The organism is Halorubrum sp. CGM5_25_10-8B, from assembly GCF_005435095.1.
In the GTDB taxonomy this organism is placed as follows: Archaea; Halobacteriota; Halobacteria; order Halobacteriales; family Haloferacaceae; genus Halorubrum; species Halorubrum ezzemoulense.
In genome coordinates this window covers 38,146-54,144 of the sequence record NZ_SGTY01000004.1, presented here as the reverse complement: position 1 = coordinate 54,144, position 15,999 = coordinate 38,146, and the positions used below count along the sequence as shown (strand labels likewise).

Annotated in this window: 14 protein-coding genes; 9 read left to right on the top strand and 5 right to left on the bottom strand. The window is 70.3% G+C overall.

The features are described 5' to 3' along the window. Positions 1–9: 9 nt before the first annotated feature. Entirely contained in the window at positions 10–606 is a 597-nt protein-coding gene (gene hisB / locus EXE51_RS04715; RefSeq protein ID WP_089308503.1) for an imidazoleglycerol-phosphate dehydratase HisB, read from the bottom strand. Between the two features lie 162 nt (positions 607–768). On the opposite strand from hisB, the gene EXE51_RS04710 reads away from it, so the two are divergent. Next, positions 769–2,184: an APC family permease gene (locus EXE51_RS04710; protein ID WP_137692101.1), complete on the top strand. Its 1,416-nt coding sequence runs from the start codon at positions 769–771 to the stop codon at positions 2,182–2,184. Between the two features lies 1 nt (position 2,185). Continuing rightward, positions 2,186–3,022: a universal stress protein gene (locus EXE51_RS04705; protein ID WP_199234024.1), complete on the top strand. Its 837-nt coding sequence runs from the start codon at positions 2,186–2,188 to the stop codon at positions 3,020–3,022. A 49-nt stretch (positions 3,023–3,071) separates the two neighbouring features. Here the strand turns inward: EXE51_RS04705 and hisA are convergent, their stop codons facing one another. Continuing rightward, entirely contained in the window at positions 3,072–3,824 is a 753-nt protein-coding gene (gene hisA / locus EXE51_RS04700; protein WP_137692100.1) for a 1-(5-phosphoribosyl)-5-[(5-phosphoribosylamino)methylideneamino]imidazole-4-carboxamide isomerase, read from the bottom strand. An 88-nt stretch (positions 3,825–3,912) separates the two neighbouring features. Continuing rightward, positions 3,913–4,752 (bottom strand): hypothetical protein, encoded by an 840-nt coding sequence (locus EXE51_RS04695; RefSeq protein ID WP_094583705.1) that lies wholly within the window; start codon positions 4,750–4,752, stop codon positions 3,913–3,915. A gap of 83 nt (positions 4,753–4,835) precedes the next feature. On the opposite strand from EXE51_RS04695, the gene EXE51_RS04690 reads away from it, so the two are divergent. The 4 genes from EXE51_RS04690 (at position 4,836) to EXE51_RS04675 (ending at position 9,774) form a co-directional block, all read left to right on the top strand. After that, positions 4,836–6,068, top strand: coding sequence for a thiamine ABC transporter substrate binding subunit (locus EXE51_RS04690; protein ID WP_094494198.1), 1,233 nt, complete (start codon positions 4,836–4,838; stop codon positions 6,066–6,068). 27 nt (positions 6,069–6,095) lie between these two features. Then, a complete protein-coding gene (locus EXE51_RS04685; protein ID WP_137692099.1) occupies positions 6,096–7,892 on the top strand; it encodes an iron ABC transporter permease in 1,797 nt (598 codons plus the stop codon). After that, complete coding sequence (locus tag EXE51_RS04680) at positions 7,882–9,051, top strand: ABC transporter ATP-binding protein (protein ID WP_086216879.1); 1,170 nt, start codon at positions 7,882–7,884, stop codon at positions 9,049–9,051. The genes EXE51_RS04685 and EXE51_RS04680 overlap by 11 nt, the downstream gene beginning before the upstream one ends. Positions 9,052–9,516: 465 nt before the next feature. After that, entirely contained in the window at positions 9,517–9,774 is a 258-nt protein-coding gene (locus tag EXE51_RS04675) for a hypothetical protein (protein ID WP_137692098.1), read from the top strand. A 39-nt stretch (positions 9,775–9,813) separates the two neighbouring features. Here the strand turns inward: EXE51_RS04675 and EXE51_RS04670 are convergent, their stop codons facing one another. Next, positions 9,814–10,563: a TrkA C-terminal domain-containing protein gene (locus EXE51_RS04670; protein WP_049932057.1), complete on the bottom strand. Its 750-nt coding sequence runs from the start codon at positions 10,561–10,563 to the stop codon at positions 9,814–9,816. Between the two features lie 246 nt (positions 10,564–10,809). Here EXE51_RS04670 and EXE51_RS04665 point away from each other — a divergent pair, with 246 nt between their 5' ends. From EXE51_RS04665 to EXE51_RS04655, 3 genes are read left to right on the top strand one after another with little or no spacing between them, the layout of a single operon-like run. Then, a complete protein-coding gene (locus tag EXE51_RS04665; RefSeq protein WP_049932056.1) occupies positions 10,810–11,163 on the top strand; it encodes a hypothetical protein in 354 nt (117 codons plus the stop codon). Between the two features lie 30 nt (positions 11,164–11,193). After that, complete coding sequence (locus EXE51_RS04660) at positions 11,194–11,901, top strand: TrkA family potassium uptake protein (protein WP_049932055.1); 708 nt, start codon at positions 11,194–11,196, stop codon at positions 11,899–11,901. A 46-nt stretch (positions 11,902–11,947) separates the two neighbouring features. Further along, positions 11,948–13,501, top strand: a complete 1,554-nt coding sequence (locus EXE51_RS04655; protein WP_094579686.1) for a TrkH family potassium uptake protein — start codon at positions 11,948–11,950, stop codon at positions 13,499–13,501. A gap of 57 nt (positions 13,502–13,558) precedes the next feature. Here the strand turns inward: EXE51_RS04655 and EXE51_RS04650 are convergent, their stop codons facing one another. After that, entirely contained in the window at positions 13,559–15,916 is a 2,358-nt protein-coding gene (locus EXE51_RS04650) for an amino acid permease (RefSeq protein ID WP_094519671.1), read from the bottom strand. Positions 15,917–15,999 lie beyond the last annotated feature (83 nt).

Sequence of the window (15,999 nt, the reverse complement as noted above, 5' to 3'; positions counted from 1 at the left end):
GACGCCGCCTCAGAGCTCGCCCTTCGTGCTTGGCGTGTCGCTGCGGCGCTCGTCGAGCCGGGTGGCGTCGTCGAGCGCGCGCGCCAGCGCCTTGAACAGCGCCTCGACCTCGTGGTGGGCGTTGTCGCCGCGCTCGACCGCGGCGTGGAGCGTCAGCCCGGCGTTGTGGGCTACGGAGAGCGCGAAGTGGTCGGCCATGACGCTGGTGAACTCCCCGACAGACTCCTGTGAGAACTCTCCGGAGAACTCGTAGTACGGCCGCCCCGCCACGTCGACGACAACGCTCGCGACCGCCTCGTCGAGCGGGACGCGGCGGTCGGCGTACCGCCGGATGCCGCGCTTGTCGCCGAGCGCCTCGTCGAACGCCTCGCCGAGGCAGATCGCCACGTCCTCGACGGTGTGGTGGTCGTCGATGTCGAGGTCACCGTCGCAGCGGACCGTGAGGTCGAACAGGCCGTGCTTCGCGAACGATTCGAGCATGTGGTCGTAGAAGCCGACCCCCGTGTCGACCTCGCTGTCGCCGTCGCCGTCAACCGCGAGCGTGAGTTCGATGGTCGTCTCGCTCGTCTCGCGGGTGACGGCCGCGGTCCGGTCGTGGTCGCTCATACCGGCCCGTCGCGGGGGATTCGTAAGTCGGTTGCGGGTGGCGCGGGGGCCACGGCGGCCGACCGGCGGCGGTCCCGGTCCGCGCTGGGGCAGGCGGGCCGGGTCAGTCAGACCGAGGCCAGCGGTGGATATTTGTCGCGTCGGGGAGGCGTCTCTACACGTATGGACGGCCCCGAGCCCGACGAGACGCGCGACACCGCGCCTTCACCCGCCGACGTCGAGGACCCCGACGCCGTCGACGCGGACACCGGAGAGGGAGAGCTCGAACGGACGATCGGGCTCGCCGGCGGCCTCGCGATCGGCATCGGCACGATGATCGGTGCGGGGATCTTCGTGTTCCCGGGGCTCGCGGCCGAGAACGCCGGACCGGCGGCCGCCGCGTCGTTCGCGATCGGCGCAGTGGTCGCCCTGCTGGTCGCGCTGCCGGCCGCCGAACTCGCCACGGCGATGCCGCGCAGCGGCGGCGGCTACTTCTTCATCTCGCGGGGGCTGGGCACCGGCCCGGGCGCGGTGGTCGGGCTCGGCCTCTGGCTCGGGCTCGTGTTCGCCTCCGCGTTCTACCTCGTCGGGCTCGGGAGCTACGCCGGGCAGGTGTTCCTCGAGGCGGGGATCGCGCTCCCGGTCGACCCTGCGGTCCCGCTCGGCGTCGCGTTCGGCGTCGGGCTCACCGCGCTCAGCGTCTTCGGGACGGAGAACACGGCGGCGCTCCAGAACGCGATCGTGATCGTGTTGCTCGTTATCCTCACGCTGTTCCTGAGCTACGGGAGCCTCGACGCGCTGGGCGTCTTCGGGGCCGAGAGTACCCCCGAGCGCTTCTTCCCGCCCGGCGGGGCGCTTCCGGTCCTCCAGACCGCCGCGCTCGTGTTCACGTCGTACCTCGGCTTCGCGCAGGTCGCGACGGTCGCCGGGGACATCAAGGAGCCCTCGCGGAACCTCCCGCTGGCGATGGTCGGCTCCGTGGTCGTGGTCGGCGTCTTCTACGTCGTCACCATCTTCGTGGCGACGAGCGCGTTCGGGAGCGCGCGGCTCGGCGAGTTCGGCGAGACCGCGATGGTCGAGGTCACCCGCGAGTTCGTCGGCTTCCCCGGCGCGCTCGCCATCGTGATCGCCGGGCTGCTGGCGACGTTCTCCAGCGCGAACGCGTCGATACTCAGCGCGTCGCGGGCGGTGTACGCGGTGAGCCGCGACGACCTCATCCCCGAGGCCGCGAGTCGGGTCAACCTCGCGTACGGGACCCCGCACGTCGCCTTGGGGCTCGCCGGTGGCCCGATCGTCGTGCTCGCGGCGACGGGACAGGTGGAGCTGCTCGCGGAGGTGGCGTCGTTCCTCCACCTCGTGATGTACGGCCTGCTCTGCGTGGCGCTGGTCCGGCTCCGCCGCGAGCAGCCCGACTGGTACGCGCCCGCGTTCCGCTGTCCGGCCGGGGTCCCCGTCGCCGCCGTCGGCGGGGTCGCGAGCTTCGCGCTCATCGCGTTCATGCAGCCGGCGTCGATCGGCGTCGGCGTCGCGATCATGGTCGCCGCCTACGGCTGGTACCGGTACTACGCGACCGACGTGGAACTGAGAGGTGACTTCTAAGATGTCCGACACACCCGCGAACGACGACGAGGCACAGCCCGGGACCGGCGAGAACGACTCAGGTCCCGAACCCGACGGCGAGGGACCGCCCGAGTCCGGGGGGGACGCGCGGCCCGACCCCGACCGGCCGTCGGTGTTGGTCCCGCTGGCGGTGTTGGAGGGGGAGTCGCTCCCCACCGGAACGCCCGAACTGCTCGCGAACGCCCGCGTCGTGCTGCTCGGGTACCACGTGATCCCCGACCAGACCGCGACCGAGCAGGCGCGCGAGCAGTTCGGCGAGAAGGCCATGTCGAAGCTCGACGAGTTCGCGGCCCGGCTCGCCGCGGCCGGGGCCGACGTCGAGACGCGGCTCGTGTTTACACACGACAAGGAGACGACGGTCGACCGGCTCAGCTACGAGTACGACAGCCTCGCGGTGTTGGTCCCGAACAGCACGGACCGTGTGGAATCGGTCCTCGTGGCGCTCCGCGGGACCGTCGGCGCCAGCCGGAACGCCCGGCTCGTCGCCGGCCTGTTCGCCGACGCGGGCGTTGCGGTGACGCTGTACCACGCGCTCGACGAGGGGGAGTCCCGCGGCGACGGCGAGGCGTTCTTGAACGGGGTGAAAAGCGACCTCGCCGAGCGCGGGGTCGACTCGGACCGGGTCGAGCTGGTGGTGGAGACCGGTGACGTCCCGATCGACGACATCGCGAGCCGGGCCGAGTCGCACGACGCAGTCGTGATGGGCGAGACCGACCCGTCGGTCACCACGTTCGTCTTCGGGATGCCGTCGGAGCAGATCGCCGAGCGCTTCCTCGGCCCGGTGTTAGTCGTTCAGCGCGAGCGTCCGGAGGAGTAGTCGGCGGCGACGCCGCCGGGAGCGCGTCGTCGCCGGCTGAGTAGAGCGCTCAGGCCTCGTCCGCGGCCGCCTGTGCCTCTCGGAGCGTGAACTCGCCCTCGTATAACGCCGTCCCGACGACGACCGCGGCCGCGCCCGCCTCCTTCAGCGCGACCACGTCGTCGACCGCCGCCACGCCGCCGGAGGCGATCACCGGGATCTCGACCGCGTCGACCACGCTCGCGACCGCCTCGCGGTCGATCCCATCCAGCTGCCCCTCCACGTCGACGTTCGTGAAGAGGATCGCGCCGGCCCCCAGTTCCTCGTAGCGGGCGGCGGCCTCGGCGGGGTCGAGCCCGGTCCCCTCGGTCCAGCCAGAGACGACGACCTCGCCGTCCTTCGCGTCGAGGCTGACGACGACGCTCCCCGGGTGGGTCTCGTCGATCTCCGCGACGATCTCCGGGGTCTCGACCGCCGCGGTCCCGAGGATGACGCGGTCGAGCCCCAAGTCGAGCAGCGCGCGCGCGCCCTCGGCGGCCCGGATGCCGCCGCCGAGCTGGAGGCCGACCGCGTCCGCGCCGTCGCCGCCGACCGCGTCCACGACCGACTCGATCGCGCCGGCGTTGACGCGCTCGCCCTCGAACGCGCCGTCGAGATCGACGAGATGGAGGGTTTCGGCGCCCGCCTCGACCCAGCGCTCGGCGGCCGCGACGGGGTCGCCGTAGCGCTTGCCCGTCCCGCGCTCGCCGCCGACCAGCTGGACGACCTCGCCGTCCTGCACGTCGACGGCGGGGATCACTTCGAACTCCGAGAAGTGGCTCATGCGGGACTGAAGCCCGCGACGGCGATTAAACGGGTCGGTTCGAGGCGGAAGGAGGGCCGAGCGGGGGGGGCTCCGGGGGGCCGTCGGCTCACACCACCGAGATGAGCAACTGCGAGACGTCCTCGTCGTAGGCGGCGGGGTCGGTCGCGAGCGCCTCGGCGCTCTCGGCGCCGGCGAGCCGTCGCACAGCGCTCTCGGCGTCGATCGAGTCCGGCAGCGCCGCGTCGAAGGCGTCGAGAAGGGGATCGGTCGGATACGCGCCGCCGGCGACGATCACGTCGGTTCCGTCGTGCCAGACGCCGAGGCGGGCCCCGATGTCGAGGGGTCGATCGAGTCCCGCGGCGGTCCCGTCCGGGAGCGGGACCTCGCCGTCGAGCGCGTACTCGCCGGTCAGCCGCCACACGGTCGCCGTGTTGCCGGACCGGACGGTGGAGATCCCCTCGTCGGCGATTTCGACGTTCTCGATGCCAGCGCTCCGGAGCTGCCCGCGGAAGGCGTCGGTCGCGGCCGCCTCCACCTCGCGCATGATCCGCTCGCGCCCGATCTCGGCCGGGAGTCGGTCGACGGCGGGCCGGAGGTCGATCCGCGTCGCGAAGAAGACGACCGGCGACCCGGACCCGCCGAGCGTCTCGGCGAGCGCGTCCGCGACGGGCGCGTACTCGTAGATTCCCGTGTGTTCGAGCGCCCGGACGGTGACGGGACCGTACGACCGCTCGAACACCGTCCGCTCGAACTCGTCGGTCCGTCGCCAGTCGTCGATCCGGTCGCTCGTCACCTCGGGGGCCGGGACTGGCCCGTCGCGGGCGCCGAGACAGCCGGCGAGCCCGGCGACGCCGACCGCCGCGCCGCCGGCGATCAGGCGGCGTCGGGTGGTCGTCTCGCGTGGGGGCGGCGTCGCCGCAGATCCGTTCGTCGGACGCTGCTTCATACGAATTCGACGGCCGCGACGGGGAAATCGGTGTCGCCCCGACCCGGATCCCTTATGTAACCACCGAGTACAACAACCGAGTGATGACCGACGACGAAAGCAGGACACGGCGGCGACGCGCTCGGCCACACACCCGACGGCGGTTCCTGACTGCGGCCGGGGCGGCGGGGGCCGTCGCGCTCGCCGGCTGTAGCGCGGAGCAGGTCGACGACGGGGGCGACGGCGGGGACGGGGGCGGCGGCAACGGAACCGACGACGGCGGATCGGAGAGCGGCGACGGCGGCGACGAGACGCCGACCCTGACGGTCGCCACGTACACGAACTTCATCGACGCGCCGTCGGTGAGCCCCGGCGAGTGGCTCAAAGAGGAGTTCGAGAGCCGGTACGACGCCACGCTGGAGTGGGCGACGCCCGACAACGAGGTGAACTACTACGTTGAGCGCGCCGCCTCTGGCGCGGGCATCGACGCCGACCTCTACGTCGGGCTCACGACGGAGGACCTCGTCCGCGTCGACGGGGCGCTCGACGAGGACCTCTTCGCCGAGGCGGGCGACGTCGACGGGCGCGACGCGGTCAAGGAGGGACTCCGGTTCGACCCGTTCGAGCGGGCGGTCCCGTTCGACACCGGCTACGTCAGCCTCGTGTACGACAGCACGACCACAGAGGCGCCGGAGACGTTCGACGGACTGCTCGACGACGAGCACGCGGGCGCGCTCATCGCGCAGAACCCCGGCGGCTCCGCGACCGGGCGGGCGTTCCTCCTCCACACGATCAGCCGCTTCGGCGACGGCGGGGTCGCGAGCGACGGCGACGGCGAGGCCGTCGCGGGCGGGGACGGCGACCCCGACTACGACTACCTCGACTACTGGGCGGAACTCCAAGCGAACGACGTGCGCGTGCTGGGGAGTTGGGACGACGCGTACGCGGCGTGGAGCGAGGGGGAGGCGCCGATCGTCGTCTCCTACTCCACCGATCAGGTGTTCGCGGACATGGAGGGCGCGGACCTCCAGAAGCACCAGATCCGCTTTTTGAACGACCAGGCGTACGCGAACCCGGAGGGGATGGCCCTCTTCGCCGACGCAGACGAGCCCGACCTCGCCCGCGAGTTCATGTCGTTCATGCTGGAGCCGGACGTTCAGGGGGAAATCGCTCAGCGCAACGTCGCGTTCCCGTCGACCGACGGCGCGGAGCTGCCGAGCGACTACGCCGAGCTGGCGAAGGAGCCGGCCGACCCGGTGACGTTCACCTACGACGAGCTCCAGGGCTCGGTCGACGCGTGGGTCGAGGCCTGGGAGCGGCAGTACGCCGGGAACTGATCGCGTGTCCGACGAGGGACCGAGCGCGTGACCGACCACGACGGGCGACTGTCTCGGCTCGGGAACTGGGCCGAGGCGCACGCGCTGACGGCGCTCGCGGTCCTCACCAGCGCCGCACTCGTCGTCGCCTTCTACTACCCGACGGCGACCGTCCTGATTGAGGCGGTCGTCGTCGACGGCGCCGTCACCCTCGGCGCCTTCGCCGAGGTGCTCACCGACCCGTTCTACTTCGGCGAGCTCGCCCGGCTGCTGTCGGGCGAGTCCCCGGTCGCGGTCGCGCGGGCGCTCCTCTCGCCGGACCGCCGGCTCGGGATCGTCGGCTTCACCGCGTACCAAGCGGTCCTCTCGACCGTCGCGAGCGTCGCCCTGGGCCTCCCGGCCGCCTACCTGCTCGCGCGCTTCGAGTTCCCCGGGCGGCGAACCCTGCGCTCGCTCACCATCGTCCCGTTCGTCCTCCCGTCGATCATGGTGGCGGTCGGGTTCGTCGCCACGTTCGGCGAGAACGGCACGTTGAACGCCGCCCTGACGACGCTCGGACTCCCGCGGGTCGAACTCATGTTCACCCTCGAAGCGGTGGTGATCGCCCACGCGTTCTACAACGCGCCGCTGGTGGCGCGCGTGACGACCGCGGCGTGGGAGTCGGTAGACGCGAGCGCGGTCGAGACCGCCCGCAGCCTCGGCGCCGGGCCGGTCCGGGCGTTCGTCGACGTGGTCGCGCCGCAGGTGTACCCCGCCGTCCTCACGGGCGCGGCGCTGACGTTCGTGTTCACCTTCGGAACCTTCCCCATCGTCCTGGCGCTCGGGGGGTTCGAGCTCGTGACCGTCGAGGTGCTCGTCTACCGGTTGGTGCGGGACCTGAGCTACGCCGAGGCCGCCGTGCTTGCGATCATCGAACTCGCGGTCTCGCTCGGCGTCCTGCTCGCGTACCTCCGGTACGAGGCCCGGCAGTCGACCGGCGCGCGCGGCGCTCGGCCGCTCCCCCGGCGCCCGCTCTCCCCGCCCGCCGCGACGCTCCGCGAGCTGTTGCCGCGGGCCGGGCTGGCCGCCTACGCGGTCGTCGCCGGGGTCGTCTTCCTCGCGCCCATCGCGTCGATGGTCCTCGCGTCGGTGACCGGCGGCGACGGCGCGCTCACGCTCGACCACTACCGATTTCTGGTCGAGCGCCAGCAGACGGGGGCGGCGTTTCAGGTGCGGCCGTGGCCCGCGATCCGGAACTCGCTCGCGTTCGCGACGGGCGCGACGCTGCTCGCGCTCCCGATGGGCGTCGTCGTCGCGGTGTTGACCACGCGGCGGTACCGCGGGCGGACGCTGGTCGACGCAGCCGCGATGGCGCCGCTGGCGGTGTCGGGGATCATCGTCGGGCTCGGTCTCCTGCGGGGGCTCGTCTTCGGCGTCGAGATCGGGGGGTGGCGGATCGCCGCGAGCGGCGCGGCCGCGATCGTCGTCGCGCACGCGGTCTCGGGCTACCCGTTCGTCGTGCGCACCGTCTCGCCCGGGCTCGCCGGGCTGGACCGCTCGCTCGTCGAGTCCGCGCGGGCGCTCGGCGCCTCGCGGGCGCGGGTGATCCGGGACGTGGAGATCCCCCTCGTCTGGCCCGCGGTCGTCGCGGGCGCGGCGTTCGCGTTCGCCGTCTCGATCGGCGAGTTCACCTCGACCGTCGTGCTGGCGACCGGCGCCGACGCGTACACGATGCCCGTCGCGATCGAACGGTTCATCGGGCGGCGGCTCGGACCGGCGACCGCCATGGGCGTCGTCCTGCTCGTCGTCACCGGGGTCAGCTTCGTCGTCATCGAGCGGCTCGGGGGTGACCACCGTGGGCTCTGAACCGAAGTCGGAGTCTGCGCCCGACCCACCGGTCGCGGTCGAACTCGACGGGGTGACGAAGCGCTACGGCGAGACGGCCGCGGTCGACGACGTGCGCCTCCGGGTGCGGGAGGGCGAGTTCTTCACGCTCGTCGGTCCCTCCGGCTGCGGGAAGACGACGACGCTCCGCCTGATCGCCGGGTTCGAGGAGCCGACGAGCGGGACGGTCCGGTTCGGCGGCGAGTCGGTCGCCGGCGTGCCCCCGGAGGACCGCGACGTGGGCGTCGTCTTCCAGAGCTACGCGCTGTTCCCGCACATGACCGTCGGAGAGAACGTCGCGTACGGGCTCAACTTCGCCGACCCGCCCGACGGCGTCACGCGCGACGAGCGCGTCGCGGAACTCCTCGAACTGGTCGACCTGCCGGACGCCGCCGACCGCGACCCGGAGAGCCTCTCGGGCGGCCAACAGCAGCGGATCGCGATGGCGCGGGCGCTCGCGCCCGGCCCCGACGTGCTCCTCCTCGACGAGCCGATGAGCGCGCTCGACGCGCGGCTCCGCGAACGGCTCCGCGCGCAGGTGAAGCGGATCCAGTCCGAACTGTCGATTACCACGATATACGTCACGCACGACCAGGAGGAGGCGCTGGCCGTCTCCGACCGCGTCGCGGTGATGAACGACGGGACGCCGGAGCAGGTGGCACCCCCGCGGACGGTGTACCGCGAGCCCGCGACGCGGTTCGTCGCGGAGTTCGTCGGCGACAATAACGTGTTCGCGGGCCGCGTCGTGGAGTCGCTCGGCGAAGGCGAACTCGCGGTCGACGTCGACGGCGGCGACGAGACCCTCCGCGTCGCACCCGGGGGCGGCGGCGATGCGGGGGAGGGCGCGCCCGCGACGAACTCGCCCGAAGTCGGCGACCGGATCGCGTTCTGCGTCCGTCCGGAACACCTGCGCGTCGCGAGCGCGGGCGGGGCAGGAGGCGGCGAGACCGCCGCTCCGGTCGGCGAAAACACGCTGCGCGCGACGGTCGCCAGCGCGGAGTTCCTCGGCGAGACGACGCGCGTCACGCTCGACTGGGGCGACCGCGAACTGCTCGTCCGGACCGTCGACCCCCTCGACGGCGCGGTCGCGGTCGGGTTCGACCCGAGCGACGGACACGTTATCGACGCGGAGCAGCGCTGAATCCCTCACGGTGGCGCGTGCCTGCGAGCGGCCGCCCTCGGCGGCCGCGACGGAGCGCGCGAGGTCGCCGGCGCTACGCGCCGGCTGCCAGAGAATCTTCGATTCTCGCTGGACGCGGTGAGCGCTCGGAGAGCGCGAACCGCGAGGCTGGGGAGGCGTGAGGCGCCGTGCGGTTGCGGTCGGGCGGGACTCAAAGGGGCAGCCGGCGAGGCGGGCGCAGGCGACGTAAGCACCGAACGAGGGAGCGACAGCGACCGAGTGAGGCGCGCAGCGAGCGTGCGCCCGCCCCGCCGGCTGGGGCTTTGGGAGTGTTCGCCGCCGGTCTGCTGATAGTCGGTTATAAACGAGTGGGTGCTGATGGAGCGGTGTTCACCGCAGAGCTGTCAATCGCGTCTCTCCAAACAGCGGCGATATATAATTACCGAGGCGACACGCCTTACCCCGCGGACCCCGTGAGAGACGCGTATGGCCTCCGAGGCGTGCGACGTGTGCGAGCGGTCCGTGCGGATCGCCGGCGGGATCGGCGACCTGTGGAACTTCGCGTTCGAGTCGACGCAGGGGCTGACGCTCGAACTCACCGACGGCTCGGAGTTCTTCCTCTGTTTCGACTGTATGGATCGGCTCCCCGACGACCACGAGCCGACCGCCGAGGACGTCGCCGCCCTCCGGGAGCGCACCGACCCGGTCGAGGACGACGACAACCACTTCTGGCACTGGGGGTAACGCCGCTCCCGGACGACTGACGACGGGCCGGCGCCGCGTTCACTCCCGCTGCGAGCCGAACGCCTCCAGCGACCCCGTCTCGAAGGGGGCGGGCGAGAGCAGCGAGACGACGTCGCCGGCCTGGAACCTCGTTTCGCCCTTCGGCGTGAGCACCTCGCCGTCTCGCTCGACGCCGACGACGTGAGAGTCGCCCGATATCAGTTCGTCCGCGACCGCCTCCTCGATGGTCTTCCCCGCGATCTCGGCGCCCTCCGAGACGGTGAACTCGGCGACCTCGGCGTCGCCCGCGAGGCTCATGAAGTCGGTGAGCGACGGCCCCCTCGGGACGGTCTCGGGACCGAACGGGTCGTACGGCCTGTGGTACTCGCCTTGCATCACGCTCTCGTCTTCGATCCGCAGTCCGAGGTCGGAGAGTTCCCCCGCGATGTGGTTGATGTCGTCGGTGTCCCCGCCGACCGCGGTGACGAGGAGGTTCGCCGACCCCGACATCAGCTCTTGGACGCCGACGACCCCGGAGACGTCCAACGCCGACTGCGCGAGCGGCGTTCGCTCCGGGATCGGCGCCGTACACCTGAACAGGTACGTGATGTAGCCGCCGATCGCTTTGTAATCGACGTCCGCGGGGTAGCCGCGGAGGATGCCGCGCTCTTCGAGCTGGTCGATCCGGTTTCGGATCGTCGCCGGCGTCACTCCCATTTCCTCGGCGACGTCGGACGTGGCGGTGTTGCGCGCGTCCGCGGCGAAGTGGTAGAGGATGCGCTTGTCGATCTCGTCGATGCGATGTCCCATGTTCGAACGACGGCCAGCGCGTACAAATGATTTCTCGTACCCGCGTCGGGAGGCCGGAACGGTTGGCTCAGAAGGACCGAGACAGGACAGTAACCCGGTTTGGAAAAAATAGAAAGCCAATATTTATGACTTAGCGAAAATTTTGAGGGTTATAGATCCCGTATCGAAAGCGTCGCTGGCGTGGGCAGCGGTCGGACACCCGGCCCACATCGCCCGGGATCGACGCGGTCGCAACACGCACAAACCATGACAGAACCCCACACAGATCCGCCGGGAAGCGTCTCTGACGACGTGGTCGACGCGCTCGAAGGGTACGACGACACGCAACTCAGGGAGGTCATTCACTACGCGCAGCGACTCCTTCGAGAGCATCCGACGCTGACGGACGCGATCGAGTCGAGACCCGGAGAAGAGCTCGTCCGCACGGAGGACCACGGCGCATACACGCTCGCGGTCGTGGAGCGGCCGGACGAGACGGGGAGTGCGCGCGGCCCCTTCGCGTACAGGGTCGCTTGGGATCCCGCGAGGGAGGAAGGAGACGGGCAGTATCGGTGGCACTACCTCGGACGCCTCCACGGCGACGCCGAGGAGAGCGCCTAGGACGACGGCTGACGGGAACACACAACAGACATGTACATCATCATCGTCGGAGCCGGCGACATCGGAACGCCGCTCATCGGAATCGCAACGGGCGCCGGATACGAGGTCGTCGTCATCGAGAACGATCCGGAGAAGGCGGACGAGATCGCGAGCAAGTACGACTGTATGGTACTCAACGCCGACGCGACGGTCAAGGAGACCCTCGTCGACGCCGGCAGCGACCGCGCGGACGCGATCATCACGACGACGGACCAAGACGCGACCAACGTGATGGTCTCGCTGCTCGCGCAGGAGCTCGGCATCCCCGACGTCGTCTCCGTCGTCCACAGCCCCGAACACATGAACTTGTTCCGCCAGATCGGCGTGAACACCATGCAGAACCCGCAGCGACTCATCGCCGAGTCGCTGTTCCGGTCGGTCGACCGGCCGTCCATCGTCGACTACATGCGGGTCGGCGAGGTCGCCGAGGTGTTCGAGATCACGGTCGCCGAGGAGGCACCGATCGCCGGGAAAACCCTCGTCGAGGCCGACGACGAGGGGCTCGTCGGCGACGAGACGCTCATCGTCGCGATCGAGCGGGAGGACGCGGACGCGCCGATCACGCCCCGCGGACAGACCCGCATCGAGACGGGCGACCTGCTGACCGTCTACTCCGGTACCGGTGCGACGCCGGACGTGACGGACATCTTCGGTCACTACGAGGACCAAGAGAACGGGTCGAACGGGGTGAGCCTGTGACCGGTCGACCGTTGTCGCGGGGGAGTCCCCCCGGGCCGAGGGAGTCATGAAGGTGAAAAACGACACCGTCGGTCGCGACGTCGGTCGGATCATCCAAGCGGTCTCACTGATGATGCTGATCTCGCTCGTCGTGGCCGCGGTCAACGGCGAGTTCTATACGGTACCGGCGTTCGTGGTCTCCGCGGTCATCATGGCGGGGATCGGCACCGCGCTGGTCCGCCGGTACCGCGGTGCCGACCCGCCGGAGAAGCGCGAGGCGATGGTCACCGCGGCCACGGCGTGGGCGCTCGTCGGAATCTTAGGCGGCCTCCCGTTCGTCCTCATCGCGTGGACGATCCACGTCGACCCGTTCCCCGCGTGGGCGAACACGCCGCCGATGGACCCGACCACCGCGACCTTCCGTCATCCCCTCAACGCGGTGTTCGAGAGCATGAGCGGCTTCACCGGCACCGGACTCACGATGGCGACCGTCGAGGAGGAGCTCCCGCGGGCGATCCACTGGTGGCGGTCGTTCATCGAGTGGGTCGGCGGCGTCGGCGTGATCGTCTTGACGGTCGCGATCCTTCGCCGGTCCGGCGGGAGCAGCGGCTCGTACACGCTCTACGAGAGCGAGGCACGGTCCGAGAAGATCCACCCGAGCATCGTGACGACCGTCCGCGAGATCTGGAAGATCTTCCTCGGTCTCACGCTCGGCTCGATCGCTCTGTTCCTCCTCGCCGGGATGCCCCTGTGGGACGCGATCAACCACGGGATGACCGGGATCGCGACGGGCGGATTCTCCGTCCACGCGGACTCGATCGGCCACTACGGGAGCCCGCTGATCGAGTACGCCACGGTCCCGATCATGGTCGCGGGGAGCATCGCGTTCCCGATCCACTACCTGATCTTCAAGGGTGAACTGCGGAACTTCTACGCCGACCTCCAGACGCGGTGGGTGTTCATCTGGTTCGGCGCCGGGACGCTCGTCTTGACCGCGATCCTCTACGCGAACGGGCAGTACCCGACGCTCGAAGAGACGTTTCGGGTGAGCCTGTTCCAGTTCGTCTCCGCGACGTCGAACACCGGGTTCGGCAGCGCGTCGGTCGGTAACGGCACCGAGCGCGTCTGGACCGCGGGCCCGACGCTGTTCGCGTGCCTCGGGATGCTCACCGGCGCGGCGGCCGGGTCGACGGTGAGCGGGATCAAGCTCATTCGCGTCGTCACGCTGGTCAAGGGGACGGTCTGGCAGATACAGGACGTCTTTCGGCCGCAGGCCGCGATCCGGTACCTCCAGATCGGCGACCGACGCCTCAGCGAGGCGCAGGCGCAGCGCGAGTACACCGAGGCGACGGTCGTGTTCCTGCTGTGGATCACGTTCCTCGTGATCGGCGTCGCGGTCCTCCTTCGGGTCCTTCCGCCGACGTACCCGCTGGAGTACGTGATATTCGACGTGATGAGCGCACAGAGCAACGTCGGCCTCGACTCGGGAGTCACCGGGGCGACCATGCCCGGCACGGCGAAGGCGATGCTGATAATAAACATGTGGGTCGGACGACTCGAAATAATCCCGGTGGCGGTGTTGATCGGGTCGGTCGTCCGCCGGCTCGACCGGTCGGCGTAGGAGAGGCGCGAGCGCCCGGCGGGGACGGTTCGCGGGCGGCGTCCACGCGGACAGCGATCAGGCGTCGTTCGTCGAGTCGTCGACCTCCGGCGTGGACGGGTCGGGCGTGACGCCGGTTTCTCCGGTGGAAACCTCCGCACTGGTGACGTCGTTTTCCCGCGCACCCCCGCCGAAGAGCCGGTCGAAGAAACCGCGCTCGCTACGGGGCTCAGCGAGCAGCACGGAACACTCCACCTCGTTGAGCACGTCCAACACGAGCGACCCGCTGACCAGCCGCGAGAGCAGTCCCTTCTGGGTCGCGCCGATGATGAGCATCGTCGCGTCGCGGGCGGCGCGCTCGATGCTGTTCTCGACGTCGCCGCTTTCGATCCGGAGCGTGGCGTCGGAGAGGTCGTGCGCGTCGGCCCACTCAGTGAGGAACGCGCGGCCCGCCTCCTCCTCGCCGTCCTCGGCGACGTGGAGCAGCGTGACCTCGCCGCCGAACTCGGTCTGGAGCATCTTCGCGACGGCGCCGGAGAGGTCCGAGGCCGGACCGCCCGCGGTCGGCACGAGGATGCGCGAGGCGTCGAACCCGCGGTCGCGGAACACGAGGAAGTCCGAGGGCAGCGAGTACGCCAGCTCGTCGATCGCGGACTCGGCGCGCCCCGGCGCCCCGTGGGAGTCCTCGCCCCAGCCCATCACGGTCATGTCGGCGCCGTAGGTGCGGGCGGCGTCGAACACCTCCTCGAACACGCGGTGCGACAAGACGACGTGGGTCTCCACGTCGACGCCGAACGTCTCCGCGTCCTCGCGGGCCTGATCGAGGAGACCGTGTGCCGCCTCGTGGGCGCCGCGGTCGCGCGCCGCCTCGAGCGGCGTCTGGTCGGGGACGTTGGCGATGTTGACCGCGACGACCGTCCCGTCGCGCTGTTTGGCGATCGCCGACGCTAGCGTGATCAGGTGCTCCTCGGTCTTGGGGTTCGCGAGCGGCACCATCACGCGGTAGTCGCCGCCGCTCGGCTGGACGGAGGTGGCCGCCGAGACGGCCTGCTCGGGCAGGTCCTCGGAGCGGTCGAGGATCCACCGACCGAGGAGCCCGGTGCGTTCGACCTTCCGGCGGGCGTACAGGAAGTACCACAGCACCGCGGCGACGATGAACGCCCCGGCGAGCGCGACCTCGACGGCGCCGACGAACGGGAGCAGGCCGAGCGAGAAGACGATCCCCGCGATCGGCGTGAGCGGATAGAAGGGGACCTCGAAGTCGGGGTCGTACTCGGCGATATCGGCCTCGCGGAAGACGATGAGCGCCACGTTCATCAGCGCGTACACGACCAAGTGGAGCACGCTCGCTGCCTTCGAGAGGATCTCGACGTCCTGGCCGAGCGCCGCGATGAAGACGATGATCATGATCCCGGTGACGAGGATCGACCGGTACGGCGTCGCGAACTGCGGGTGGATCTGGTTGAGCCAGTTCGTGACGATCTTGTCGCGTCCCATCGCGAAGTTGATCCGCGCCGACGCGAGGATCGACGCGTTCGCGCTCGACGCGGTCGCGAGCAGCGCGCCGCCGGTAACGATCGTCACCGCGATCGCGGTGACCGCGGGGGTGTACGCGCCCGAGAACGCCACTTCGGTGGCCTGCGTCAGCGGCGCGTCAGTGCTCAGCTCCGGCCACGAGACGACGCCGAGCATGATACTGACGAGGATGGCGTAGATCACCGTGACGATGGCGACGCTGCCGATGACCGCCCGCGGGAGGTTCTTGCCGGGATTCTTCAGTTCCTCGGCGACGGTGGCTATCTTCGCGTACCCGAGGAAGGAGACGAACACCAGCGCCGTGCCCGGAAGGATCGCGCCGTATCCCATCGGAGCGAGGCCGCCGGTCCCGGAGAGGGTCGCGTAGTCGAAGGAGAGCCAGCCCTGGATCGCGAACAGGCCGAGGATGATCAGGAGTCCGGTGACGATGACGGTCTGAACGCCGCCGGTCTCCTTCGCGCCGACGTAGTTGACGAGGACGAAGAGGCTGCCCGCGATCAGCGCGCCGATCTGGATGTCAGTGAGGAACAGGACGCCCGGGATCGGCGCGAGCGTCGCGAGGTACTGTCCGAATCCGATGCTGTAGAACGCGGAGGCGAACGCCAGTCCCATCCAGTCGCCCATCCCGGCTATCGACCCGAACAGCGGTCCGAGCGCGCGGTTGACGTAGTAGTACCCGCCGCCAGCTCGCGGCATGGCGGTCCCGAGCTCCGAGACGGAGAAGGCGTTCACCATGGCGATGATCCCGCCGACGACGAACGAGACGACGACGATGGGGCCCGCCTCGCGGGCCGCGAGTCCGGGGAGGACGAAGATCCCCGCACCGATCATCGTGCCGATCCCGATCGTCATGGCCGAGACCAGCCCGAGGTCCTTCGCGAGCTCCTCGTCGCCGCTCACGGCGGGCCACCCCGGGCGGTTGCGACTCTCGGTGTGTGTATCATACCATGATTCTCTGCTCTGTGCCTATAAAGACGGTTGAT